The sequence below is a fragment of the Primorskyibacter sedentarius genome (assembly GCF_004342065.1).
Classification (GTDB): Bacteria; Pseudomonadota; Alphaproteobacteria; order Rhodobacterales; family Rhodobacteraceae; genus Primorskyibacter; species Primorskyibacter sedentarius.
Map to the genome: position 1 here is coordinate 1 of NZ_SLZU01000037.1, position 22,205 is coordinate 22,205.

A 22,205-nucleotide genomic window follows, 5' to 3' on the forward strand; every position below is an offset into this window, starting at 1 on the left:
ATCTTGGGGAACGTGATCTTCCAACGAGAACTCATAAAACAACGCCGCCTGCGCTTCCTGTCTCGGTCCCAACATCCGTCAATCCTCCCGCTCGCGAGAAGAATTGAATCAGCAGTTCACTCGCCGATCAAGCACGAGTTTTTCAACAAAATAAGCCCTTAGTGAAACAAGTGTATCTCCCGATTAATCCTTTTGATAATACAACAACATGTTTGTCATTGGCCTTTCAAAATTGATCAATCGTAACCTGATCCACTTCTTTGATCAAAGTCGTATCAGGTATATGATCTTTGTGTTTCCCGCTTACCAAATCTTAGCATTCATCGGCATCGCTGCAGTTGTCTTTTCATTTGAAGCAGCAAGCACATCGCTTTACTTTATGCCGATAGGGTTGATCTTGGCCATCTTCATGGGTGTTCCTATTTTCGCAAGTTGGCATCTCTCGTGCCTCCTATTCGGCATTGGATATTTCGGATTCTTTGCAAGGCTCGGAATTCCATTTATGCCTTGGGTAACAAGGCATCTTGAGGGGGCTGTAAATTGGTTCAGGCCTGTGCGGTAGGTACCGATCTTTGACTTCTTCAACTGTCACTTTGTCCGCATGGCGGACAACCACCGTTTGCGCAGATCACCCCTCAAAAAAAATCGCCGGGCAGATGATGCGCCCGGCGTTTGAAATGTTACGTGATCTGGTCGCTTACTGATCCAGGAAAGACCGCAGTTTACGCGACCGCGACGGGTGCTTGAGCTTGCGCAGCGCCTTGGCCTCGATCTGGCGGATCCGTTCGCGGGTCACGCTGAATTGCTGGCCGACCTCTTCGAGCGTATGATCGGTGTTCATGCCGATGCCGAACCGCATCCGAAGCACACGTTCCTCGCGCGGGGTCAAAGACGACAGAACCCGTGTCGTGGTTTCCTTCAGGTTATCCTGAATGGCGGCATCCAGCGGCAGGACGGCGTTCTTGTCCTCGATGAAATCGCCAAGCTGGCTGTCTTCCTCGTCGCCGATGGGCGTTTCCAGCGAAATCGGCTCCTTGGCGATCTTCATCACCTTGCGAACCTTTTCCAGCGGCATCTGCAGCTTTTCGGCCAGCTCTTCCGGAGTCGGCTCGCGGCCGATCTCGTGCAGCATCTGGCGACCGGTGCGGACCAGCTTGTTGATCGTCTCGATCATGTGGACCGGAATACGGATCGTGCGCGCCTGATCGGCAATCGAGCGGGTGATCGCCTGACGGATCCACCATGTGGCATAGGTCGAGAATTTATACCCGCGACGGTATTCGAACTTGTCCACGGCCTTCATCAGGCCGATGTTGCCTTCCTGAATAAGGTCAAGGAACTGCAGCCCGCGATTGGTGTATTTCTTGGCGATCGAGATCACCAGACGCAGGTTCGCCTCGACCATTTCCTTCTTGGCCAGCCGGGCTTCTTTCTCGCCCTTTTGGACCTGCTGCACGATGCGGCGGAATTCAGAGATATCCAGACCGACATACTGGCCGACCTGCGCCATGTCGGCGCGCAGCTCTTCGACTTTCTCGGTCGAGCGTTCGATGAACATCTGCCAGCCGCGACCGGCCTTCTCGCCCATCTCTTCAAGCCAGTTCGGGTCCAGCTCGCGCCCGCGATAGGCATCGATGAATTCACGGCGGTTGATGCGGGCCTGATCGGCCAGCTTCACCATCGCGCTGTCGATCTGCATGATCCGGCGGTTGATGCCGTATAGCTGGTCGATCAGCGCCTCGATCCGGTTGTTGTGCAGGTGCAGCTCGTTCACCAGCAGCACGATTTCGGCGCGCAGCGTCTGATAGGTCTGCTCGTCGCCCTTCGAGAAAGACCCGTCTTCGTTCAGCGTCGCCGAGATCCGGCTGTCCTGCATCGCGGCCAGATCTTCGTAATCGCGCGCAATCCGGTCGAGCGTTTCCAGAACGCGCGGCTTCAGCGCGCTTTCCATCGCGGCCAGCGACATGTTGGCCTGCTCATCCTCGTCGTCGTCGTCATCCTTGGCAATCGGGTTGCCGTCGGCGTCCAGTTCCGGCTCGTCCGACTTGGGCGTGGCGGCGGCGGCGCCGTTCAGCTCGGAGGGTTGCACAACCGGTTCGGACAGATCGCCATCCTCGCCCATCTGCGTGCCAAAGGTGGTCTCAAGGTCGATCACGTCGCGCAGGAGGATGTCCTCGGACAGAAGTTCCTCGCGCCAGATGGTGATCGCCTGGAAGGTCAGCGGGCTTTCGCAAAGCCCCGCGATCATCGTGTTGCGCCCGGCCTCGATCCGCTTGGCGATGGCAATCTCGCCTTCGCGGCTGAGCAGTTCGACAGAGCCCATCTCGCGCAGGTACATGCGCACCGGATCGTCGGTCCGGTCAAGCTTTTCGCCCGTGCCGGAGGCCAGCGCCAGTTCCTTGGCCTGCGAGGTCGTCGCGAGCTCAGTCGAGCCCTTGTCGTCCTCGGCCTCTTCATCCTCTTCGGTGACCTGGATGCCCATCTCCGACAGCATCGACATCACATCCTCGATCTGGTCAGAGCTGACCTGATCGGGAGGCAAAACTTCGTTAAGCTGGTCATAGGTGATGTAGCCGCGCTCGCGCGCTTCGGCGATCATTTTCTTGACGGCGGCCTGGCTCATGTCGAGCGAGATTTCGCCGTCCCCCTCTTCCGAAGTGCGGTCGTCGTTGCTGGTATCTTTGGCTGCCATTCGGGGCTCCTGTCAGGGGCTGGTCTGGGCGGGCGATTCTGCACAGGCGATTCGTTGGTGCGAATCAATAGCGCGATTCGGCGATTCGCACACCCTATTGCCGTAGTTTCTTTACTTTTCACTTACCAAAATCGGCTCAACGGCCTTTCTTGGCGTATTCTATGCGTTCAAGCAACGCGTCCAACGCGCTGCGTTCGTCCCGATCGATTCGCGCACCGTTCGGACCGACATCGTATTCCGTGCTGTCCGCCTGCTGGCTGCGCTCTGCCAGGTGGCGGGCTTTCGCGGCCTGTCCAAGGCGCCAGGTCACGGCCTCGTCTGCAAGCCCTTCAAGATCTTCCTCAGCTTCGGCCAGTTCGGCCTGCAAACCGGCATTGGCCGACAATTTGGCAAGTTCCTCTGCCACGGTCAGCCGCGCAAGCTCTGCATCGCCGGGTCTGCGTATGCAGGGCGTTACCGCGACATGGCGTGCCGAAAGCAGGGTTTCAAGGGGCTCTGGCCCCAGATTATGCAAAATCTCTTCGCGCAGCGCCCCCGCTTCGAGCCCGGCATGGCGCAGCAACAGATCGCGAAGTGCGGCGTGATCGGGGTCGGTGCAGGACATCCGCTCCAGCTCCGGTTCGAATTCCTCGATCAGATCGGGGCAGCAAATCAGGGCAGCCAGCACGACGGCAACGCGCAGCCGGGTATCGGCGCCTTCGCCCGCAGCAACCAGCATGGACCGCCGCGTCGTCGCCTGCGGCAGCGCCGCCTCGCGCTTGTCACGGAAGCCGCCCTTCCATTTCTGTGGCTTGCGGGCGGGGCGGAACAATTGCCAGCGCAGTTCCTTGATGGCCTCGCCATAATGGCCGCGCACAGAGGGATCGCGGATCAGCTTGATCTTCTCGCGCAGCACCTTGTCCAGCGCCGCCCTGCGTTCGGGGCTGTCAAAGTTCTGGCCGTCGGTTTCGCGCTGCCACAGCAGGCTGACCATCGGCAGCGCTGCATCCAGCACCTTTTGCACGCCCGCAGCCCCGGACGCGCGGATGACGTCATCGGGGTCCTTGCCCTGCGGCATCAGCGCAAAGCGCAGCGATTTGCCCGCCTCCAGCAGCGGCAAAGCCAGATCAATCACCCGGTAGGCGGCACGCAGGCCCGCCGTGTCGCCATCCAGCGCAATCACCGGCTCGTCCGAGATCCGCCACATCAGCTGCAACTGCTCTTCGGTCACCGCCGTGCCAAGCGGCGCCACAGAGGCGCCAAAGCCCGCCGCACTCAACGCGATCACATCCATGTAGCCTTCGGCCACGATCAGCGGCGCGCCCTTGCCGGACGCCTCGCGCGCGGGGCCCATGTTGTACAGGTTGCGCCCCTTGTCGAACAGCAGCGTTTCCGGAGAGTTCAGGTATTTGGCGTTGTCATTGGGGTCCATCGCCCGGCCGCCGAACGCAATACACCGCCCGCGCGCATCGCGGATCGGGAACATGATGCGGTTGCGGAACGTGTCATAGGGCTTGCCCCCCTTGGTGGACGCCTTGGCCAACCCGCAATCCAGTATCATCTGTTCAGAGATGCCCTTGCCGCGCAGATGGTCCCACAACCCCTGCCAGCCGTCGGGCGCAAAGCCGATGCCGAACTGGTCGCGCGTCGCATCCGCCATGCGCCGCCGGTCAAGATAGTCGCGCGCGGCCGCCCCGGCCCCGGTCTTCAGCTGCATGATGAAGAACTGCGCTGCCTGTTCCATCACCTTCGCAAGCTCTGTCCGGTGATCGGCCTTTTCCTGCGCTTTCGGATCGCGGGCGGGCATGGGCATCCCGGCCTCACCGGCCAGAATCTCTATCGCCTCCATGAAGCCCACATTCTCTGTCTCGCGGACAAAGGAGATGGCATCGCCCTTCGCGTGACAGCCAAAGCAATAGTAGAATCCCTTGCGGTCATCGACGTGAAAGCTGGCGCTCTTTTCCTGGTGGAACGGGCATGGCGCCCACATGTCGCCCTTGCCCTGGTTGGACTTGCGCGTGTCCCACATGACCTTGCGCCCGACGACCTGAGACAAGCTCAGCCGGGTGCGCAATTCGTCCAGGAAACCAGGGGGCAGACTCATGTCCTGAATATCGGCGCAGCCACGCGCAGAGTCCAGATGCCGCGTGACGTGACCGGGGGTTCGGGATTTATTGCGCGGCCATGCACTGTTCGAGATATTGCGCGCGCACGTCGTCGCCCAGCTGTGCCTTGTCGACCGCGTAGATATATTCGACCATCGGTTCCACGGCCGCTTCGTACTTGCGATTGGTGTCGGTCAGGGCGGCGCGGGTCGTGCGTAGCGCCCTGCCCTTGCGCTTGCCGTCGCGGCGCAGATCGGCAACCGACTGGAACAGGTCCGCCTGAATGCCGCATTCGGTCGCCTTGTCAGATTGCGCCATCGCGGGGGCGGCAAGGAAACTGGCGCAAAGCGCGGCGGCGAGGGTGATCTTCATTTTTGGTCGCTCCTGTCGTGTTGAGCTGCGAAATAGCCACGAAGGGCAGCAATGTCACCCGCCCTTGCGCGCAGCGACCGAGTTCATGGCAAGCTCCAGCTCATGCACCAGCGTCTTCGCCATGGAACGGAAGCCGAGGATAAGGAACGCATCGTCGCCCGTGCGCGTGAGGCTGACATGGGCATGTCCCAGAAGGCTGCGGGCGGTGTGGCCCGTTTCGAACTGCGACGCGCGCGTATCAACGGGGACAAGCCGGGCCAGCACATCCTCTGCCCCGTCCCCCGCCAGCCGCAGCGCCACCCAGGCATCGCTTTGATCGGTGAGTGCGGCATGCTCGCGCAGCCCCTGCGCAGGTTCCGGCCCGATCAGCAGCGCATGGGCATGGCCGAACCAGATCAGCCGCGCGCCATCCGTCTGCGTACTGCGATTCGGCGCGGGCCAGCCAAGCCCGTGGGCCTGCTGCAAGGCTGCCCCTAACGCGCCTTCTGCCCCACGACGAGGCGAGAGGGAGGTCAGCGCGCCAAAGCTTTCCTCTGTCAGGGAGAGGTCGGCGATGCGGACGGGCACGAGGCCCGCAGCGGGGCGGGATGCGATGAGTTCAGCCACGCAGACGTCCTCCCTCGGGGTCAAAGGCAACGGGGTCCGTCACTTCGCAGAGCGCGTCGATCCCGCGCAGGTGATCGACCATGCGGATATGCTCGCCATGCCGCGCGCGGCCCCGCTTCAGGAAGGCCAGCGCCCGGGTTTCCCCCAAAGTGGGCGAGAAACAGGCCGAGGTGACATAGCCTTGGGCATTCTCGCGCAAGGGCGCGGCCCCGGCGTCAAAGAGATGCGCGCCGGCGGTCAGCTGTTTGACATCGCCCACGGGGCGCAGCCCCACCATCTGTTCGCGGTCGGGATCGGTCAGGCCGGGGCGGCTCGCCGCCACCCTGCCGATGCAGTCCTTGGCCGCGATCATCCGCCCCATGCCGATATCGCCCGCCGTGGTCCTGCCGTGGATCTCTGCATGGGTGATATGCCCCTTCTCGATCCTGAGCACGTTCAGCGCCTCCATCCCGTAGGCACCGCCGCCCAGGCCTTCGGCGCGCGCGACGAGTTCGCGAAACAGCGCCTCGCCAAAGCGGGCGGGGACGGCGATCTCGTAGGCGTGTTCGCCCGAGAAGGAGATGCGGAACAGGCGTGCCGCGACGCCCATCACCGACACATCCCCGCAGGCCATGAAGGGAAAGCTGTCATTGTCCACAGGCGCATCCAGCAGCCCGTTCAGCAATTCCCGGGACTTTGGCCCCGCCACGGCAAACTGCGCCCATTGCTCGGTGACAGAGATCATCGAGACATCCAGTTCGGGCCGCAGCACCTGATGCACGAATTCCAGATGCCGCATCACGGGTCCTGCGGCGGCGGTCGTGGTGGTCATCACGAAATGTTCCGGCCCCAGCCGCGCGGTGGTGCCGTCATCCATGACAAAGCCATCCTCGCGCAGCATCAGCCCATAGCGCACGCGCCCTTCTTTCAGCGTGCTGAACCGGTTGGCATAGACCAGATCCAGCAGCGCCGCCGCATCCGGCCCCTGAATATCGATCTTGCCTAGGGTCGAGACGTCGCAGATGCCCACGGCCTCGCGGACCATTTGCACCTCGCGGTCGCAGGATTGCCGCCAATGCGTCTCGGATCGCAGCGGGAAATAGCTGGGCCGATACCAAAGCCCCGCCTCGATCATCGGCGCGCCCATCCCCACGGCTGCACGATGCGAGGTGGTGAAACGTTCGGGGGCAAAGCCCTTGCCCTCGGCCCCCGCCCCCATCGCAGCGATGCTGACCGGGCTGTAGGGCGGGCGGAATGTCGTGGTGCCCGTGCCGGGGATGGTCTGGCCCGTCGCATCCGCCAGCACGGCCAGCGCGTTCACGTTGGAATTCTTGCCCTGATCGGGCGCCATGCCCTGCGTCGTGTACCGCTTCATATGCTCGACAGAGCGGAAATTCTCCTGCGCGGCCTGCGCCACATCCTTGACCGTCACGTCGTTCTGGAAATCCAGCCAGGCCCGGCCCTTGCCCGGCACGGACCAGAGCGGCGTGATGTTGTACTGCGCCTCTGGTGCCTCGGGCAGGTCCACCGCTTTTGGCGTCATGCCCAGCGCGCCCAGCGCTTCCTCTGCCGCAGCACGCCCCTCGGACAGGCAGGCGCCCAGCGTGAACGCGCCGTTGCAGGCCCCCGCCGCGCGCAGCCCCGGCACGGCACCGGGCGTTGGCACGAAAGCCGCAATATCGCGTTGCCATTCGGGCCTGCCACCCAGATGGCAGGTCAGGTGCAGCGACGGGTTCCACCCGCCCGAGACGGCAAGACAATCGACCGCAAGCCGTTCTGTCCCCACAGGCGTGCGCAGGGTGATCGCCTCCAGCCTCTTGCGGCCATGCGCATTGCAGACCTGCGTGCCGGTCCAGACCCGGAAATCACCGCTTGGCACCACATCATGGCGGCTGTCGATCAACCCCACGACATTCACACCCGCCGCCACCAGTTCCGAGGCCAGCACATGCGCCCCGTCATTGTTGCCGAACACCGCGACCCGTTTGCCCGGCACCACGCCCCACCGGTGAAGATAAGCGCGCACGGCACTTGCCATCATCACGCCGGGGCGGTCATTGTTGCGAAAGGCCACTGGGCGTTCCAGCGCGCCTGCCGCCAGAACCGCGCGCTTTGCCACGATGCGCCAGAAACATTCGCGCGGAAGCCCGTTCGGATCGGCCAGATGCAGCGACACCCGCTCCAACGCGCCAAAGGTGCCCTGATCGTAGGCCCCGGTCACGGTGGTGCGCGGCATCAGCCGAACATTGGGCAGGCTTTCCAGCTCTGCAAGAATTCCGGCGGCCCATTCCGGCCCCGGCTCCGCCCCTTTGGCCAGCAGACGCCCGCCCATGCGGAAATCTTCATCGGCCAGGATGACATCGGCGCCGCTGCGCCCTGCAACCAAGGCAGCGGTGAGCCCCGCAGGGCCCGCCCCGATCACCAGCAGATCACAGAAGGCAAAGGCCTTCTCGCTCCGCTCGGGCGCAGGTCTTCCCGACAAGGCACCCAGCCCGGCGGCGCGGCGAATGAGCGGCTCGTAAACCCGTTCCCACCAGCCGCGCGGTCCCATGAAGGTCTTGTAATAGAACCCGGCCCCCAGAAACGGTGCCGCCAGATCGTTCAGCGCCAGCAGATCCCAGTCAAGCGAGGGCCAGCGGTTCTGGCTGAACGCCTCTAACCCGTCAAAGACCTCCTGCACGGTGGCGCGGGTGTTGGGCGTGGCCGCGGCACCGCGCCCGATGGTGACCAGCGCATTGGGCTCTTCCGGCCCGGCTGTCATCACTCCGCGCGGACGATGATACTTGAACGACCGCCCCACCAGCGCCACGTCATTGGCCAGCAGCGCAGAGGCCAGCGTGTCGCCTTCGCGCCCCTCGTAACGCCGACCATCAAAGCTGAACGATACCGGGCGCACGCCCGGCCCCCTGCCCGCGATCCTCATGCCGTGGCCCCGCGCGCCAGTTCTGCGCCAAGCACCGCGTGGCTGACCGTGTTTCGCGTGACCACCAGCCAGGCGCCACAGCCCGCCTCGTGCTGCCACAGGTCGCGCGTCTCACCGGCCGGGTTTTCGCGGTTGTGCAGGTAATCGTCCCAGCCCGCGCCCCATTCCTCATCGGATGGCCGCGGCAAGGCCGCCCCCACATAGGTGAACTCGCGCCGGTCGCGCGTCCCGCAGATCGGACAGGGTATCCTCATGCGCTTTTCCCTGCGTCTTGCTGGCAATGATATTTCCGCCGGAGGTGTCGTGACATCTCACCCATCCCTAATGCAGATTGTGCTGGGACCCGGTCCCTTCTTCGTCCAACAACCCGTGCCCCGTGCGGAAACGGTCCAGCCGGAACCCGGCGGCGGGCGCGTGGTGACGATCCTGCGCGATCAGATGCGCAAAGGAGAACCCCGACCCCGGCACTGCCTTGAACCCGCCGTAACACCAGCCGCAATCGATATAGAGCCCGTCCACGCCGGTCTTGTCGATGATGGGTGATCCGTCTGCCGTCATGTCCATGATCCCGCCCCAGCTGCGCAGAACGCGGGCGCGGCCGATCATCGGCATCAGCGTCATCCCGGCCTCCATCACATGTTCGACCATCGGCAGGTTGCCGCGCGCCGCATAGGATGCGTAGAAATCCAGATCGCCGCCAAAGACCAGCCCACCCTTGTCGGACTGGCTGATATAGAAATGCCCCATGCCAAAGCTGATCACGTGGTCGATGACGGGTTTCAGCCCCTCGGTCACGAAGGCCTGCAGCACGTGGCTTTCAATGGGCAGGCGCATGCCCGCCATCGCCGCCACCTGACCGGAGCGTCCGGCCACCACGATGCCCACCTTCTTTGCGCGGATCGCACCGCGAGACGTCTGCACACCGCGCACCTTGCCGCCTTCGATATCAATGCCGGTGACTTCGCAATTCTGGATCAGGTCGACACCGCGATCCGACGCACCGCGCGCATAGCCCCAGGCCACCGCATCGTGCCGCGCCGTGCCGCCGCGTGGATGGTATAGGCCGCCATAGATCGGGAAACGGCCATTGTCGAAATCGAGGTAAGGCAGATGTTTGCGCACACCCTCGCGGTCCAGCAGGACGGCGTCGTCGCCCTGATTGATCATCGCATTGCCCCGCCGGGCAAAGGCATCACGCTGCCCGTCGGAATGGAACAGGTTGATCAGCCCGCGCTGCGAATGCATGACGTTGTAGTTGAGCTCGTCCTCCATCCCTTCCCACAGCTTCAGGGAATGGCTGTAGAATTCAGAATTGCCCGGCAGGAAGTAGTTGGCCCGGACGATGGTGGTGTTGCGCCCGACATTGCCGCCGCCAAGATAGCCCTTCTCCAGCACCGCGACATTGGTCAGGCCGTGCTCTTTCGCCAGATAGAACGCCGTGGCCAACCCGTGCCCGCCGCCGCCGATGATGACGATGTCATATTCTGGCTTCGGCTCGGGGTCGCGCCAATGCGGCGTCCAGCCCTTGTTGCCGGTCAGCCCTTCCTTCAACACTTTCAGCGCCGAAAATCGCATACCCTCTCCACTGCAAGTGCCTTGGCGTTCAGCGCATTTGTAGCAGCCCCGTTCCCGCGCGCCAGTGCCAAACGCGTCCCGTCACGGCCTGCGCGCGACAGTCGCACCGATCCTGGCACCCTGGCCAGCGGAGCTGCCCGGATTAAAGGCGACCTGTGGACACACGCGTAAACGGCACTGGCCCGAACATCTGACATGTCCGGGCCAGCAGCAAACGTGGTGATCAGTCTTCCAGCGCGCAAGGCGTGGGCCGCGGCGCCTGCTGATCGCGGGCAGACGTCGCCGCTTGGCTCAGAGCCCCTTCGCGCGGTAGCTGGCCGCGACCTTGCCGATCGATACGAGATAGGCGGCAGTGCGCAGATCCTCGACATCCTCGCGTTCGTGCCAGACATCGCGCATCGACTGGTAGGCAATGCGCATCGTGTCATCCAGACCCGAGCGCACCAGTTCCAGCTCGTCCGCACCGCGCAGGTACTTGGTCTTGAACTCCGGTGTCATCGACCAGGCATCGCCCAGATAGCGGTCCAGCCGTTCCAGCTCGTCGATGACCAGCTGGTGGCGCGCCTCTTCCTGACGCCGCTGCATCCGGCCAAAGCGGATATGGCTGAGGTTCTTGACCCATTCGAAATAGGACACGGTCACACCGCCGGCATTGGCGTACATGTCGGGGATGATGACGACGCCCTTCTGGCGCAGGATGTCATCCGCACCGGCCGTGATGGGCCCGTTCGCCGCTTCGATGATCAAGGGCGCCTTGATCCGGGCAGCATTGGACAGGTTAATCACCCCTTCCAGTGCCGCAGGGATCAGGATGTCGCAAGCCTCTTCCAGCACCGCGTTGCCTTCGGCGTGATGGGCGGCATCGGGAAAGCCGGAGACGCCGCCATGCTTGACGATCCACTCGCGCACATCCTCGACATTCAGCCCCGCCTCGTTGAACAGTGCCCCGTCCCGTTCGATGATCCCGATGATCTGACAGCCATCCTCTTCGGACAGGAACTTCGCGGCGTGATAGCCCACATTGCCCAGCCCCTGAATGATCACGCGCTTTCCGTCGAGCTTGCCGCTGAGATTGGCCTTCTCGACATCGCGTGCATCGCGGAAGAATTCGCGCAGGGCATATTGCACGCCGCGCCCCGTTGCCTCGACCCGGCCAGAGATACCGCCCGCATTCAAAGGTTTGCCCGTCACACAGGCGCGGGCATTGATGTCGGTGGTGTTCATGCGCGCATACTGGTCGGCGATCCAGGCCATTTCACGCTCGCCCGTGCCCATATCGGGGGCGGGGACGTTCTGGCTGGGATGGATCAGGTCGCGCTTGGCCAACTCATAGGCGAAGCGGCGGGTGATCTGTTCAAGCTCGTGCTCGTCATATTTGCGCGGGTCGATCCGCAGCCCGCCCTTGGAGCCGCCAAACGGAGCCTCCACCAGCGCGCATTTATAGGTCATCAGGGCGGCCAGAGCCTCGACCTCGTCCTGGTTGACCTCCAGCGCGTAGCGGATGCCGCCCTTGACCGGCTCCATATGCTCTGAATGCACCGAACGGTAGCCTGTGAACGTGTGGATCTGGCCGCGCAGCCGCACACCGAAGCGCACCGTATAGGTCGCGTTGCAGACCCGGATCTTCTCCTCCAGCCCCGGCGGCAGGTCCATCTTTGCGACCGCGCGATTGAACATCATGTCCACACTCTGGCGGAATGTCGGTTCGTTGGTTGGCTTCATCTGTCCCTCCCTGGTCATGCAAACGCCGCATCCCCGCAGCTGTCCCATGGCGCGGTGACAATGCGGTTAAAGCACTTGCGAAGCGATGCGACCGCACCTTGGTCCGGCCCTGCCCACCCCTATTCAGAACAGCCTTTGCCGCGTGAGTCGAGACAAATGGAAGCACCCCGCAGCAGAAGGGTCACGCGGGCCGTGGGCCTTTGCGGTGGAACGGAAGGGGTGGGGTCAGACGCGGCCGGCCTTCATCGCCAGGATCATGTCGGCCATGAACTTCGCCTCGGCAGAGGGGATGACGCCCCCGATGGCAACCCGCCGCCCGAGGCGCCACCAGATACCCGGCCGCCATCCGCGCGGCTGCTGGCTCTCTGTCTTGATCATGAAACCGTTGGACGGTTTGAAGGCAAATGCGCCGCGGTCGACATGGGTGATGTCGGACATTCGCGCCAGCAACGTGCCCTCACTGTCGCGCAACTCCTCGCGGGTCAGGACCAACGCGAGCGACGTGGCCCGCCACATCACCTGCCCCGCCCAAAGCGCAAGCGCGCCGCAGATCACGAGGAAAACCTGCCAGCCGATCACCGCGACAGAGGTCAGCGCCACGTAAAGCAGCAACCCGCCAAGTGCCGTCAGGATTGCAACGCCAATCACCCGCCGTGCGGCAGATGCCCCCGCCCTTGCCAAAACCTCGTCGTCCTGCATGCCCGTCCCCCGCACGATACCTTACTCAACCCGTCAGTCGGGATGGCCCAGGATCGGGCCACCCGCGCCCGCATATCGCACCGATGAACGGAAAGCGAGAGCTGCCGCAGACAGTTGGATCTGTGCATTTGCGCACAAGGCCGGTTGGCTTCTCCTGAATTGCCGCACGACGCGCCGCGTCCTACATTACGCGCAGTTCATGCACAAGGAGACACGAGATGTCCCTCAGACCAACTTTGGAAACGCGCAAAGCGACCGCCACAATGGAAGGAGCAGGGGTTCACCTGCACCGCGCCTTCGGCTTTCAGGACCCATCTGAACTGGACCCGTTTCTGCTGTTCGACGATTTCCGCAATGACGTGCCAGAGCATTACCTGCGCGGCTTTCCCTGGCATCCCCATCGGGGGATCGAGACCATCACCTATGTCCTGAACGGCACGGTGGATCATGGTGACAGCCTTGGCAATACCGGTTCGCTTGGGGCGGGTGACGTGCAATGGATGACGGCCGGGTCTGGCATTCTGCATCAGGAAATGCCCAAGGGGAATGCGGACGGACAGATGCACGGCTTTCAGCTTTGGGCCAACCTGCCCTCCTCGCTGAAGATGACGGCGCCGCGCTATCAGGATGTTGCAGGCAAGGAAATCCCCGAGATCATCGATGATGACGGCACCCGCGTGAAGGTCATCATCGGGTCATTCTGGGGCAAGACCGGCCCGGTGGACGGAATCGCCGCGGACCCGCAATATCTGGATGTCTACGTACCGGCAGGCGTGAAAAAGACGCTGCCCGTGGACACTTATCGCCGGGCGTTTGCCTATGTCTTCGAAGGCGCGGGCGCGTTCACGGATGCCGCCGATCCCACCGGCATTCTGCTGGAAAAAGAGGTGAACGGCGCAGAGGTGAACATCCGCGACATGTCCGGAGACCGCACGCTGGTCCGCTTTGGCACGGGCGACAGCATCACCGTGCAGGCGGGTGAACAAGGTGTGCGGTTTCTGCTGATCTCTGGCGCGCCCATTCAGGAACCGGTGGCCTGGCACGGGCCCATCGTGATGAACACCCAGGCAGAGCTGCAACAGGCGATGCGCGATCTGCGCAACGGCACCTTCATCAAGCCTGCGCATTAACCGCCGGTGATCTGCGTTAGTGGCGGGCCTGTCATGGGCCTGCCGTGAAGCGACAAGAACCGGATACCGGGCCGCAAAGTCGGCTTTAGGCACAGCTCAGCTTACGCAGCGGCGCACCATATCCCAATAGATCTGCTCGACCTCTTCCAGCGTCAGACGGCCGGCGCTGCGATACCATGTGTTCACGCCGGTCAGCATGGCGATCACGGCAAGCGTCGCGATCTTGGGGTCGGCCACGGTGAAGGCCCCGCTGTCCATGCCATCGCGCAGAATACCTTCGAGCGCGTTTTCATAGTCCCGCCGCAGCGATTCTATGATCTGGAAATTCTCGGGCTCCAGGCTGCGCAGCTCCATATAGGAGATGAAGACCGCCTCGGGGCGTTCGGAATGAAAGCTGATATGGAACCGGGTGAAACGCTCCAGCCTGTCAGTCGGAGATCCCTCCTCCCCAAGCGCCTTCCGCGCCGCCAGCAACTCGTCCATATGGCCCCGCATCAGCGAAAACAGCAGCGACTGCTTGTCCGGCGTATAGTTATACAGCGCCCCCGCCTGCACGCCGACCTCGGTCGCGATCTGCCGCATCGAAACGGCGGCATAGCCGTGCCGGGCGAAGAGCCGCAGCGCCGCCTCGCGGACGCGGGGGCCGGTGATTTCGGAATGGGAACCTGTCGTACGTGCCATTTATCCGTGATAACTGAACAATCGTTCAGATCATAGCCCGGCTTGCCCAAACCCGGCGTCTGGGGCATGACGGGGGCAGCCCTGATGATCCGACCCTGCCGGAGCCGCCCGCCTATGCGCCTGATTCCCGCCCTGACCCTTGCGGCCCTTGCCGGATGCACCAGCTTTCCGGAACTGGACGCGGCGCAGACGCCGGGAATTGAAAACGCCCCCTATCCGCAATTCGTCCCGATAGAGACGTTGCTGGCCGACGACACCCCCGTCAGCACCACGCCTGAAGCGATGGAGGAGGTCGCCGCACGGGTCGCCGCATTGCGCGCACGGGCTGCACGGCTGAGTGCCGGGCCCGTCATTGACGGCGCGACGCGGGCGCGGATGGCACGCGGTGTCGTCGAAGGCTAAGATCGCCCGGCCTGCGCGCGTGCCGTTGCACCCCGCCTGCGAACCCGCTACATCGCGCCCCAGCCAATGACAGTTCTCACAGGAGCCCCCGATGTCAGACCCCCTGCGCCTTGGAATTGCCGGTCTGGGGACCGTCGGTGTCGGCGTCGTCAAGATCGTCCGCCAGAAAGCAGCACTTCTGAAGGCACGCACCGGGCGTGAAATCACGATCTCTGCGATTTCGGCCCGCACCCGCGACAAGGATCGCGGCGTTCCGCTGACGGGCTACGGGTGGGAGGACGATCCGGTTGCGCTGGCCACGCGCGATGATGTCGATGTGTTCGTCGAACTGATGGGCGGCAGCGACGGCCCCGCCAAGGCCGCGACAGAGGCTGCTCTGGCCGCGGGCAAGGACGTTGTCACCGCCAACAAGGCGATGCTGGCCCTGCATGGTCAGGCGCTTGCAGCAGCGGCCGAGGACGCTGGCACCGTGCTGCGGTTCGAGGCGGCAGTGGCGGGCGGCATCCCCGTTATCAAGGCGCTGACCGAAGGTCTGGCCGGGAACGAGATCACCCGCGTGATGGGCGTGATGAACGGCACCTGCAACTACATCCTGACCCGTATGCAATCGGCAGGCCTGCCCTATGCCGAGGTCTTTGAAGAGGCCAACCAGCTGGGCTATCTCGAGGCCGATCCGGAACTGGATGTGGGTGGCATTGACGCGGGCCACAAGCTGGCTCTGCTCGCCTCCATCGCCTATGGCACGCAGGTAGCTTTTGCAGAGGTCGAGCTGGAAGGCATCGGCCAGATCACCATCGAGGATATCCGCCAAGCCGCCGATATGGGGTACCGCATCAAGCTGCTTGGCGTGGCGCAGATGACCGGCCGGGGGCTGGAACAGCGCATGTCGCCCTGCCTCGTGCCCGACAGCTCGCCGCTTGGACAGCTGGAAGGTGGCACCAACATGGTGGTGATCGAGGGCGATCAGGTCGGCCAGATCGTGCTGCGCGGCGCAGGTGCGGGCGAGGGCCCGACCGCCAGCGCGGTGCTGAGCGACATCATCGATATTGCGCGCGGCACGCGGCTGTCGACCTTTGGTCAGCCCGCAACGGCACTGAAGGCTGCCAAGCCTGCCCGTGCCACCGCGCCCGCGCCCTACTATCTGCGGATGCGCCTTCAGGACCGCCCCGGTGCGCTGGCCAAGATCGCCACGACATTGGGCGAGGCCGGAATTTCCATCGACCGGATGCGCCAATACGGCCATTCCGAAGGGACCGCGCCGGTGCTGATCGTGACCCACAAGACAACCCGCGCCGCATTGGATGACGCGCTGCAGGCGATGCCTCAAACCAATGCGCTGGCCGATGATCCCGTGGCCCTGCGGATCGAAGAAGTCTGAACCGCCTGGACCCTCAGCGCTGAACCACTGCACAGGTGGGGCTTTGCTCGTCACGCTTTGCGCATTGCCCCGGTGGATCGCAAAGCGCGGGCCGTCCCAATGGCGCCGGCACCCAGAACCGCAATAAAACGGCAAAGCCCGCCACTTTGCGTCTAGGGCGGCGCCAGTTAGCGCTACCAAGCTTGTTTGTCCGGCGCCGGTCAGGCTACATCACGGCGATATGTTTCCTGAAGGAATTCCCGAATGACCACCCAAATTGATTTCAATGACCGTATGCTTTCGCTTGGACTGGCGCGCGTGGCCGAACAGGCCGCCATCGCCAGCGCCGACTGGATCGGCCGCGGCGACGAGAAAGCCGCCGACCAGGCCGCCGTCAACGCCATGCGCGACCAGCTGAACAAATTGGACATTCAGGGCACCGTGGTCATCGGCGAGGGCGAGCGCGACGAGGCCCCGATGCTGTATATCGGCGAAGAAGTCGGCAATGGCGAAGGGCCAGAGGTGGACATTGCGCTTGACCCGCTGGAAGGCACCACGCTCACCGCCAAGGACATGCCCAACGCGCTGACCGTCATTGCCATGGGTCCGCGCGGATCGATGCTGCACGCGCCTGACGTCTACATGGACAAGCTGGCGATCGGGCCGGGCTACAAGACGGGCGTTGTGACGCTGGATATGTCGCCGATGGACCGCGTGAATGCGCTCGCCGCCGCCAAGGGCTGTTCGACCGACGATATCACCGTGTGCATTCTGGAACGCCCGCGCCACGAAGAGATGATCGCAGAAGTCCGCCAGACCGGCGCCGCCATCCGCCTGATCACCGATGGGGACGTGGCCGGCGTGATGCATTGCGCCGAACCGGACCTGACCGGGATTGACATGTATATGGGCTCTGGCGGGGCGCCCGAAGGCGTGCTGGCGGCAGCCGCGCTGAAATGCATGGGCGGGCAGATGTTCGGCCGCCTGCTGTTCCGCAACGATGACGAAAAAGGCCGAGCCGCCAAGGCCGGGATCACCAATCTCGACCGCGTCTATACCCGCGACGATCTGGTCACCGAACATGTGATCTTTGCCGCGACCGGCGTCACCAACGGCTCGCTCGTGGCCGGGATCAAGCGCGAGGTCGGCTATCTGACGACCGAAACGATCCTGATGCGGTCCAAGACCGGCTCTGTCCGGCGCATGACCTACCGCAACCCGACAAGCTGATCCGGGCGACCGGGCGGCAACATCCGGGTCCCACGGCGGGCCTGACGGAGGATCATGGCCTATCTGAATGTCGAAAAGTCCCTGACAGGCCGCCGCTGGGTCGGCCCGTCAGGCGAAGCGGAGCGGCTGGCCGAGGCGCTGGCGCAGCAAAGCGGCCTGCCCCGCCCGATCTGCGCCGTTCTGGCGCGCGCCGGGGTGCCCGCATCCGAGGCGCAGGCCTATCTCTCCCCACAGCTGCGCAGCCTGCTGCCCGACCCCCGCAGCCTGCGGGACATGGAGACCGCCGCGCAGCGTTTCCTTGCTGCCGTGAATGCGCGCGAACGTATTGCGATCTTCGCCGACTACGATGTCGACGGCGGAACCTCTGCCGCGCTGCTGATCGACTGGCTGGGGGCGATGGGCCTGCAGGCGACCCTGTATATTCCTGACCGGATTGACGAAGGCTACGGCCCCAACGTGCCTGCCATGCAAGAGCTGGCCAGGGATCACGACCTGATCATCTGCGTCGATTGCGGCACGCTCAGCTTTGAACCGATTGCAGCTGCCAAAGGCACGGATGTCATCGTCCTTGACCACCATCTGGGCGCGGAAGAGCTGCCCGCCGCGCTGGCCGTGGTGAACCCCAACCGGCAGGACGAGACCGGCGATCTGGCGCATCTGTGCGCCGCCGCCGTGGTCTTTCTGATGCTGGTCGAAACCAACCGTCAGATGCGCGACGCAGGCCGCAAGGGCCCCGACCTGATGGCGATGCTGGATCTGGTGGCGCTGGCGACCGTGGCCGACGTGGCCCCGCTTATCGGGGTCAACCGCGCGCTGGTGCGTCAGGGGCTGAAAGTCATGGCGCGGCGCGACCGGCCCGGTCTGGTCGCCCTGTCCGATGTTGCCAAGCTGACCAGCGCCCCCAGCAGCTATCACCTCGGCTTCGTGCTGGGACCGCGCGTCAATGCAGGCGGGCGCATCGGCAAGGCCGATCTTGGCGCACGGCTTCTCGCCTGCCGCAACCCGCAAGAGGCGCAGGCCATGGCCGAGCGGCTGGACGCGCTCAACACCGAACGCCGCGAGGTCGAGGAACAGGTCCGCGCCGCGGCAATGGCGCAGGCCGAAGAGCGAGGAATGGACGCGCCGCTTGTCTGGGCCGCTGGCGAAGGCTGGCATCCCGGAGTGGTGGGCATCGTCGCCAGCCGCCTCAAGGAAGCCAGCAACCGCCCGGCCATTGTCATCGGGCTGGACGGCGACGAGGGCAAGGGCTCTGGCCGTTCGGTCGCAGGGATCGACCTTGGCGCCGCGATCCAGCGGCTCGCCAGTGAGGGGCTGCTGATCAAGGGTGGCGGCCATAAGATGGCGGCGGGCCTCACCGTGGCCCGCGACAAGCTGGATGCGGCGATGGAGCGCCTTTCCGATCTGCTGGCCAAGCAAGGCGCAGGAGATGCGGGCCCTGCCGACCTGCGGCTGGACGGCACGCTGATGCCGGGGGCGGCCACGCCGGAACTGATCGACCAGCTGGATGATGCGGGCCCCTTTGGCGCAGGCGCCCCTGCCCCGCGCCACGCCTTCCCCTCGGTCGAGATCCGATTTGCCAAACGCGTCGGCGCGTCCCACCTGAAACTCAGCTTTTCCGACGGGACCGGGCCAAAGATCGACGCCATCTGCTTTGGTGCCTATGACGGCCCGCTTGGCGACGCGTTGGAGAATCACGGCGGTGCCCGTTTCCATCTGGCCGGCCGGCTGGAAATCAACGAATGGGGCGGCAAACGAAAGGCTCAGCTGCGCCTGGACGACGCCGCAAAGGCCGAATAACCCCCTGCATTCATGGGGCGGCATTGCCCTGCTGCACCGGCGATCCGGGCGAACCGGCATTGACCGAAAAATACGTTGCGATTTGCGAAATTTCCGCTTGCACGCGACGCGCGCTTTGCCTAAACACCGCCTCACGCCAAACGTGGCCCGTTCGTCTATCGGTTAGGACGCCAGGTTTTCAACCTGGAAAGAGGGGTTCGATTCCCCTACGGGCTGCCACTTCCCCCCCTGCAGATCTGTTTTAAGCGCGCTTGCAGCGTCGCGTTCGCCACCCGCTTATGGGTTGGTGCGCCTCGGCTTTTCTGGCGCGAGCGCGGGTGATTTGTCAGAGGCCCGTGCGCGTGGTGGTTCCGGTGATGGCCTCGGAATAATCTACGTCACCGTGCATCCCGGAATCAATCGGGGCGCTTTATGCTCGCGGAATTGCTGCCTGCCCCGCTCAGCCCACGCTATCAGCGCGCTCTGACGGACCTCCTTGAGGTGCCCTCAAACAGGTAAACCTGCCAGATGGTCTAGAGCCGAAGTCAGGTAGGGAAACCCCACCGCTCTCCACATGACAGCCGCTCTGCCTGGCCCTGTACGCGCGTGCGCGGCGTCCAAGGGATATTCGCAAGCAAGGGCATGGGCGGCGCCCCTGACCCAACGCTTCGCCAACCCGTCAAAGACGAAAAAGCCCGGCCACTTTCGTAGCCGGGCTTCAAGATCATTTTCTAAGTGACGTCGGCTCAGAGACCGGTCGACACGTCGATGGTGTTACCCTCTTCGAGCGTCACATAGGCCTTCTTGACGTCTTTACGCTTGCCAAGCTGGCCGCGGAAACGCTTGACCTTGCCTTTGGTGATCATGGTGTTGACGGCTTTGACCTTGACACCAAACAGGCTTTCGACAGCCTCTTTGATCTGCGGTTTGTTCGCGTCGATATCCACCTCGAAGACAACCGCACCGTTTTCCGACGCCATGGTCGATTTTTCGGTGACGATCGGCTTGCGGATCACGTCGTAGTGTTCAGCTTTTGCGCTCATTTCAGTCGAGCCTCCAGTGCTTCGACACCCGCCTTGGTCAGGACAAGAGTGTCCTTCTTGAGGATGTCATAAACGTTGGCACCGATCGACGGCAGCACATCGAGACCATCGATGTTGGCTGCGGCGCGGGCGAAATCAGCATTCACCTCTGCCCCGTCGATAACCAGTGCACGCTTCCAGCCCAGATCCTTCACCTGACGGGCCAGCTCGGACGTCTTGCCCGTCGATGCTGCCGTGTCGATGATGACCAGCGACCCGTCTTTCAGCTTGGCGGAAAGCGCCAGCTTCAGACCCAGGGCGCGGACCTTCTTGGGAAGATCGTGGCCGTGGCTGCGGGGCGTCGGGCCCTTGTAGATACCACCCTTGCGGAAGATAGGCGCCTTGCGGGAGCCGTGGCGTGCGCCGCCGGTGCCCTTCTGGCGATAGATCTTCTTCGTCGAGTAGCTGACTTCCGAGCGGGTCTTGACCTTGTGCGTACCGGCCTGCGCCTTGTTGCGCTGCCAGCGGACAACGCGGTGCAGGATGTCTGCGCGCGGTTCCAGGCCGAAGACGTCGTCGCCCAGATCGACCGACCCGGCTGTGCCGCCGTCCAGTTTGATCACGTCGAGTTTCATTCGTCGCCTTCCTTCTTCTCGGCCTCGACATCGGCCTCGGCCGATTTCAGGGCTGCTGCTTCAGCGGCGGCCTGCTCTTCAGCGGCGGCCTTTGCTGCGGCTTCTTCTTCGGCGGCTGCCTGAGCGGCGGCTTCCTCGGCAAGACGCTTGGCTTCTTCACCAGCAGATTTCAGGGCTGCCGGGTAAATCACGTTCTCAGGTGTCGGTTTCTTGACCGCATCCTTGACCGTGACCCAACCACCTTTGGAACCGGGAACAGCGCCCTTGATCATGATCAGGCCACGTTCCGCGTCGGTCTTGACGACCTGCAGGTTCTGCGTGGTGACGCGAACGGCACCCATGTGACCGGCCATCTTCTTACCTTTGAAGACCTTGCCCGGATCCTGACACTGACCGGTGGAGCCGTGCGAACGGTGGCTGATCGACACACCGTGCGATGCGCGAAGACCACCGAAGTTGTGCCGCTTCATGGCACCGGCGAAACCTTTACCGATCGACGTGCCGGAAACGTCCACATACTGACCTTCGAAGTAATGGTCAGCCGTGATTTCCTCACCGATCTCGATCAGGTTCTCGGGTGCAACGCGGAATTCCGCGACCTTGCGCTTGGGTTCCACATTCGCAACCGCGAAGTGGCCGCGCATGGCCTTGGAGGTCCGCTTGGCCTTTGCCGTGCCCGCGCCCAGCTGAACGGCAGAATAGCCGTGCTGGTCAGCGGTGCGTGTAGCAACGACCTGAAGCTTGTCGAGCTGGAGAACGGTCACAGGGATCTGCTTGCCGTCTTCCATGAAAAGCCGGGTCATGCCGACTTTCTTTGCGATAATTCCAGAGCGCAACATATCCGGGTGCCCTCCTTATACCTTGATCTCGACGTCGACACCGGCAGCCAGGTCGAGCTTCATCAGCGCGTCCACGGTCTGGGGGGTCGGATCGACGATGTCGAGCAGACGCTTATGCGTCCGGATCTCGAACTGATCACGGGATTTCTTGTTCACGTGCGGTCCACGCAGAACGGTGAATTTCTCGATCTTGTTCGGCAGCGGGATGGGCCCGCGCACGTCGGCACCTGTGCGTTTGGCGGTGTTGACGATTTCCTGCGTCGAGGCATCCAGGACGCGGTAATCGAACGCCTTCAGCCGGATGCGAATATTTTGGCCTTGCATTTCAAAGTAGCCTTTCGCGGCATTGGAGTTGATAGGAGGAGGCGGGATCATCCCGCCCCCTCGTCGAACCCTGCGGGGAGGGGTTGGCTCCCCGCGCAGTCAGTTTTCTTACTCGATGATCTTCGAGACGACGCCGGAACCAACGGTGCGGCCGCCT

The 22,205-nt window shown here is 63.5% G+C and carries 19 protein-coding genes and 1 tRNA gene; 6 read left to right on the forward strand and 14 right to left on the reverse strand.

What is annotated here, in order from left to right:
* Positions 1 to 697 precede the first annotated feature (697 nt).
* The 9 genes from rpoD to EDD52_RS22270 form a co-directional block, all read right to left on the reverse strand.
* The gene (rpoD, locus tag EDD52_RS22230; protein WP_132248816.1) at positions 698 to 2,692 is read right to left on the reverse strand and encodes an RNA polymerase sigma factor RpoD; all 1,995 of its coding nucleotides are present in this window, start codon (positions 2,690 to 2,692) and stop codon (positions 698 to 700) included.
* 136 nt (positions 2,693 to 2,828) lie between these two features.
* The gene (dnaG, locus tag EDD52_RS22235) at positions 2,829 to 4,775 is read right to left on the reverse strand and encodes a DNA primase (RefSeq protein ID WP_132248817.1); all 1,947 of its coding nucleotides are present in this window, start codon (positions 4,773 to 4,775) and stop codon (positions 2,829 to 2,831) included.
* 67 nt (positions 4,776 to 4,842) lie between these two features.
* On the reverse strand, positions 4,843 to 5,148 hold the full coding sequence (locus EDD52_RS22240) for a hypothetical protein (RefSeq protein WP_132248818.1): 306 nt from the start codon (positions 5,146 to 5,148) through the stop codon (positions 4,843 to 4,845).
* A gap of 54 nt (positions 5,149 to 5,202) precedes the next feature.
* Positions 5,203 to 5,754 (reverse strand): sarcosine oxidase subunit gamma, encoded by a 552-nt coding sequence (locus EDD52_RS22245; protein ID WP_132248819.1) that lies wholly within the window; start codon positions 5,752 to 5,754, stop codon positions 5,203 to 5,205.
* Positions 5,747 to 8,656 (reverse strand): sarcosine oxidase subunit alpha family protein, encoded by a 2,910-nt coding sequence (locus EDD52_RS22250; RefSeq protein ID WP_132248820.1) that lies wholly within the window; start codon positions 8,654 to 8,656, stop codon positions 5,747 to 5,749. The genes EDD52_RS22245 and EDD52_RS22250 overlap by 8 nt, the downstream gene beginning before the upstream one ends.
* Positions 8,653 to 8,910: a sarcosine oxidase subunit delta gene (locus tag EDD52_RS22255; RefSeq protein WP_132248821.1), complete on the reverse strand. Its 258-nt coding sequence runs from the start codon at positions 8,908 to 8,910 to the stop codon at positions 8,653 to 8,655. The genes EDD52_RS22250 and EDD52_RS22255 overlap by 4 nt, the downstream gene beginning before the upstream one ends.
* 67 nt (positions 8,911 to 8,977) lie before the next feature.
* A complete protein-coding gene (locus EDD52_RS22260) occupies positions 8,978 to 10,231 on the reverse strand; it encodes a sarcosine oxidase subunit beta family protein (RefSeq protein WP_132248822.1) in 1,254 nt (417 codons plus the stop codon).
* 291 nt (positions 10,232 to 10,522) lie between these two features.
* Positions 10,523 to 11,953 (reverse strand): Glu/Leu/Phe/Val family dehydrogenase, encoded by a 1,431-nt coding sequence (locus EDD52_RS22265; RefSeq protein ID WP_132248823.1) that lies wholly within the window; start codon positions 11,951 to 11,953, stop codon positions 10,523 to 10,525.
* Between the two features lie 225 nt (positions 11,954 to 12,178).
* Complete coding sequence (locus EDD52_RS22270; protein WP_132248824.1) at positions 12,179 to 12,652, reverse strand: hypothetical protein; 474 nt, start codon at positions 12,650 to 12,652, stop codon at positions 12,179 to 12,181.
* Between the two features lie 218 nt (positions 12,653 to 12,870).
* On the opposite strand from EDD52_RS22270, the gene EDD52_RS22275 reads away from it, so the two are divergent.
* The gene (locus EDD52_RS22275; protein WP_132248825.1) at positions 12,871 to 13,782 is read left to right on the forward strand and encodes a pirin family protein; all 912 of its coding nucleotides are present in this window, start codon (positions 12,871 to 12,873) and stop codon (positions 13,780 to 13,782) included.
* A 96-nt stretch (positions 13,783 to 13,878) separates the two neighbouring features.
* On the opposite strand, the gene EDD52_RS22280 is transcribed toward EDD52_RS22275, so the two are convergent.
* Positions 13,879 to 14,463, reverse strand: a complete 585-nt coding sequence (locus EDD52_RS22280) for a TetR/AcrR family transcriptional regulator (RefSeq protein WP_132248826.1) — start codon at positions 14,461 to 14,463, stop codon at positions 13,879 to 13,881.
* 114 nt (positions 14,464 to 14,577) lie between these two features.
* Here EDD52_RS22280 and EDD52_RS22285 point away from each other — a divergent pair, with 114 nt between their 5' ends.
* The 5 genes from EDD52_RS22285 (at position 14,578) to EDD52_RS22305 (ending at position 19,468) form a co-directional block, all read left to right on the forward strand.
* Positions 14,578 to 14,865: a hypothetical protein gene (locus EDD52_RS22285; RefSeq protein WP_132248827.1), complete on the forward strand. Its 288-nt coding sequence runs from the start codon at positions 14,578 to 14,580 to the stop codon at positions 14,863 to 14,865.
* Between the two features lie 91 nt (positions 14,866 to 14,956).
* On the forward strand, positions 14,957 to 16,243 hold the full coding sequence (locus EDD52_RS22290) for a homoserine dehydrogenase (RefSeq protein WP_132248828.1): 1,287 nt from the start codon (positions 14,957 to 14,959) through the stop codon (positions 16,241 to 16,243).
* Between the two features lie 243 nt (positions 16,244 to 16,486).
* Positions 16,487 to 17,452 carry a class II fructose-bisphosphatase gene (gene glpX, locus EDD52_RS22295; RefSeq protein WP_132248829.1) on the forward strand — a complete coding sequence of 322 codons (966 nt, stop codon included), beginning with the start codon at positions 16,487 to 16,489 and terminating at the stop codon, positions 17,450 to 17,452.
* 54 nt (positions 17,453 to 17,506) lie between these two features.
* Positions 17,507 to 19,249, forward strand: coding sequence for a single-stranded-DNA-specific exonuclease RecJ (gene recJ, locus EDD52_RS22300; protein WP_132248830.1), 1,743 nt, complete (start codon positions 17,507 to 17,509; stop codon positions 19,247 to 19,249).
* Positions 19,250 to 19,393: 144 nt separating this feature from the next.
* Positions 19,394 to 19,468: transfer RNA gene (locus EDD52_RS22305), tRNA-Glu, on the forward strand.
* 506 nt (positions 19,469 to 19,974) lie between these two features.
* Here EDD52_RS22305 and EDD52_RS22310 read toward each other — a convergent pair.
* Genes EDD52_RS22310 through rpsJ form a run of 4 tightly spaced genes read right to left on the reverse strand, consistent with a single transcriptional unit; the run spans position 19,975 to position 22,048 of the window.
* Entirely contained in the window at positions 19,975 to 20,271 is a 297-nt protein-coding gene (locus tag EDD52_RS22310) for a 50S ribosomal protein L23 (RefSeq protein ID WP_132248831.1), read from the reverse strand.
* Positions 20,268 to 20,885: a 50S ribosomal protein L4 gene (gene rplD, locus EDD52_RS22315; protein ID WP_132248832.1), complete on the reverse strand. Its 618-nt coding sequence runs from the start codon at positions 20,883 to 20,885 to the stop codon at positions 20,268 to 20,270. The genes EDD52_RS22310 and rplD overlap by 4 nt, the downstream gene beginning before the upstream one ends.
* Positions 20,882 to 21,724: a 50S ribosomal protein L3 gene (gene rplC / locus EDD52_RS22320; protein ID WP_132248833.1), complete on the reverse strand. Its 843-nt coding sequence runs from the start codon at positions 21,722 to 21,724 to the stop codon at positions 20,882 to 20,884. Before rplC ends, rplD begins: the two co-directional genes overlap by 4 nt.
* A 15-nt stretch (positions 21,725 to 21,739) precedes the next feature.
* The gene (gene rpsJ / locus EDD52_RS22325; RefSeq protein WP_084352009.1) at positions 21,740 to 22,048 is read right to left on the reverse strand and encodes a 30S ribosomal protein S10; all 309 of its coding nucleotides are present in this window, start codon (positions 22,046 to 22,048) and stop codon (positions 21,740 to 21,742) included.
* Between the last annotated feature and the right edge of the window lie 157 nt (positions 22,049 to 22,205).

What these genes read in the sequence shown, in the direction of transcription:
- rpoD (WP_132248816.1), bottom strand. Translation starts at nt 2,692, where the DNA reads ATGGCAGCCAAAGATACCAGCAACGACGACCGCACTTCGGAAGAGGGG.
- dnaG (WP_132248817.1), bottom strand. Translation starts at nt 4,775, where the DNA reads ATGAGTCTGCCCCCTGGTTTCCTGGACGAATTGCGCACCCGGCTGAGC.
- EDD52_RS22240 (WP_132248818.1), bottom strand. Translation starts at nt 5,148, where the DNA reads ATGAAGATCACCCTCGCCGCCGCGCTTTGCGCCAGTTTCCTTGCCGCC.
- EDD52_RS22250 (WP_132248820.1), bottom strand. Translation starts at nt 8,656, where the DNA reads ATGAGGATCGCGGGCAGGGGGCCGGGCGTGCGCCCGGTATCGTTCAGC.
- EDD52_RS22255 (WP_132248821.1), bottom strand. Translation starts at nt 8,910, where the DNA reads ATGAGGATACCCTGTCCGATCTGCGGGACGCGCGACCGGCGCGAGTTC.
- EDD52_RS22260 (WP_132248822.1), bottom strand. Translation starts at nt 10,231, where the DNA reads ATGCGATTTTCGGCGCTGAAAGTGTTGAAGGAAGGGCTGACCGGCAAC.
- EDD52_RS22265 (WP_132248823.1), bottom strand. Translation starts at nt 11,953, where the DNA reads ATGAAGCCAACCAACGAACCGACATTCCGCCAGAGTGTGGACATGATG.
- EDD52_RS22270 (WP_132248824.1), bottom strand. Translation starts at nt 12,652, where the DNA reads ATGCAGGACGACGAGGTTTTGGCAAGGGCGGGGGCATCTGCCGCACGG.
- EDD52_RS22275 (WP_132248825.1), top strand. Translation starts at nt 12,871, where the DNA reads ATGTCCCTCAGACCAACTTTGGAAACGCGCAAAGCGACCGCCACAATG.
- EDD52_RS22280 (WP_132248826.1), bottom strand. Translation starts at nt 14,463, where the DNA reads ATGGCACGTACGACAGGTTCCCATTCCGAAATCACCGGCCCCCGCGTC.
- EDD52_RS22285 (WP_132248827.1), top strand. Translation starts at nt 14,578, where the DNA reads ATGCGCCTGATTCCCGCCCTGACCCTTGCGGCCCTTGCCGGATGCACC.
- EDD52_RS22290 (WP_132248828.1), top strand. Translation starts at nt 14,957, where the DNA reads ATGTCAGACCCCCTGCGCCTTGGAATTGCCGGTCTGGGGACCGTCGGT.
- glpX (WP_132248829.1), top strand. Translation starts at nt 16,487, where the DNA reads ATGACCACCCAAATTGATTTCAATGACCGTATGCTTTCGCTTGGACTG.
- recJ (WP_132248830.1), top strand. Translation starts at nt 17,507, where the DNA reads ATGGCCTATCTGAATGTCGAAAAGTCCCTGACAGGCCGCCGCTGGGTC.
- EDD52_RS22310 (WP_132248831.1), bottom strand. Translation starts at nt 20,271, where the DNA reads ATGAGCGCAAAAGCTGAACACTACGACGTGATCCGCAAGCCGATCGTC.
- rplD (WP_132248832.1), bottom strand. Translation starts at nt 20,885, where the DNA reads ATGAAACTCGACGTGATCAAACTGGACGGCGGCACAGCCGGGTCGGTC.
- rplC (WP_132248833.1), bottom strand. Translation starts at nt 21,724, where the DNA reads ATGTTGCGCTCTGGAATTATCGCAAAGAAAGTCGGCATGACCCGGCTT.
- rpsJ (WP_084352009.1), bottom strand. Translation starts at nt 22,048, where the DNA reads ATGCAAGGCCAAAATATTCGCATCCGGCTGAAGGCGTTCGATTACCGC.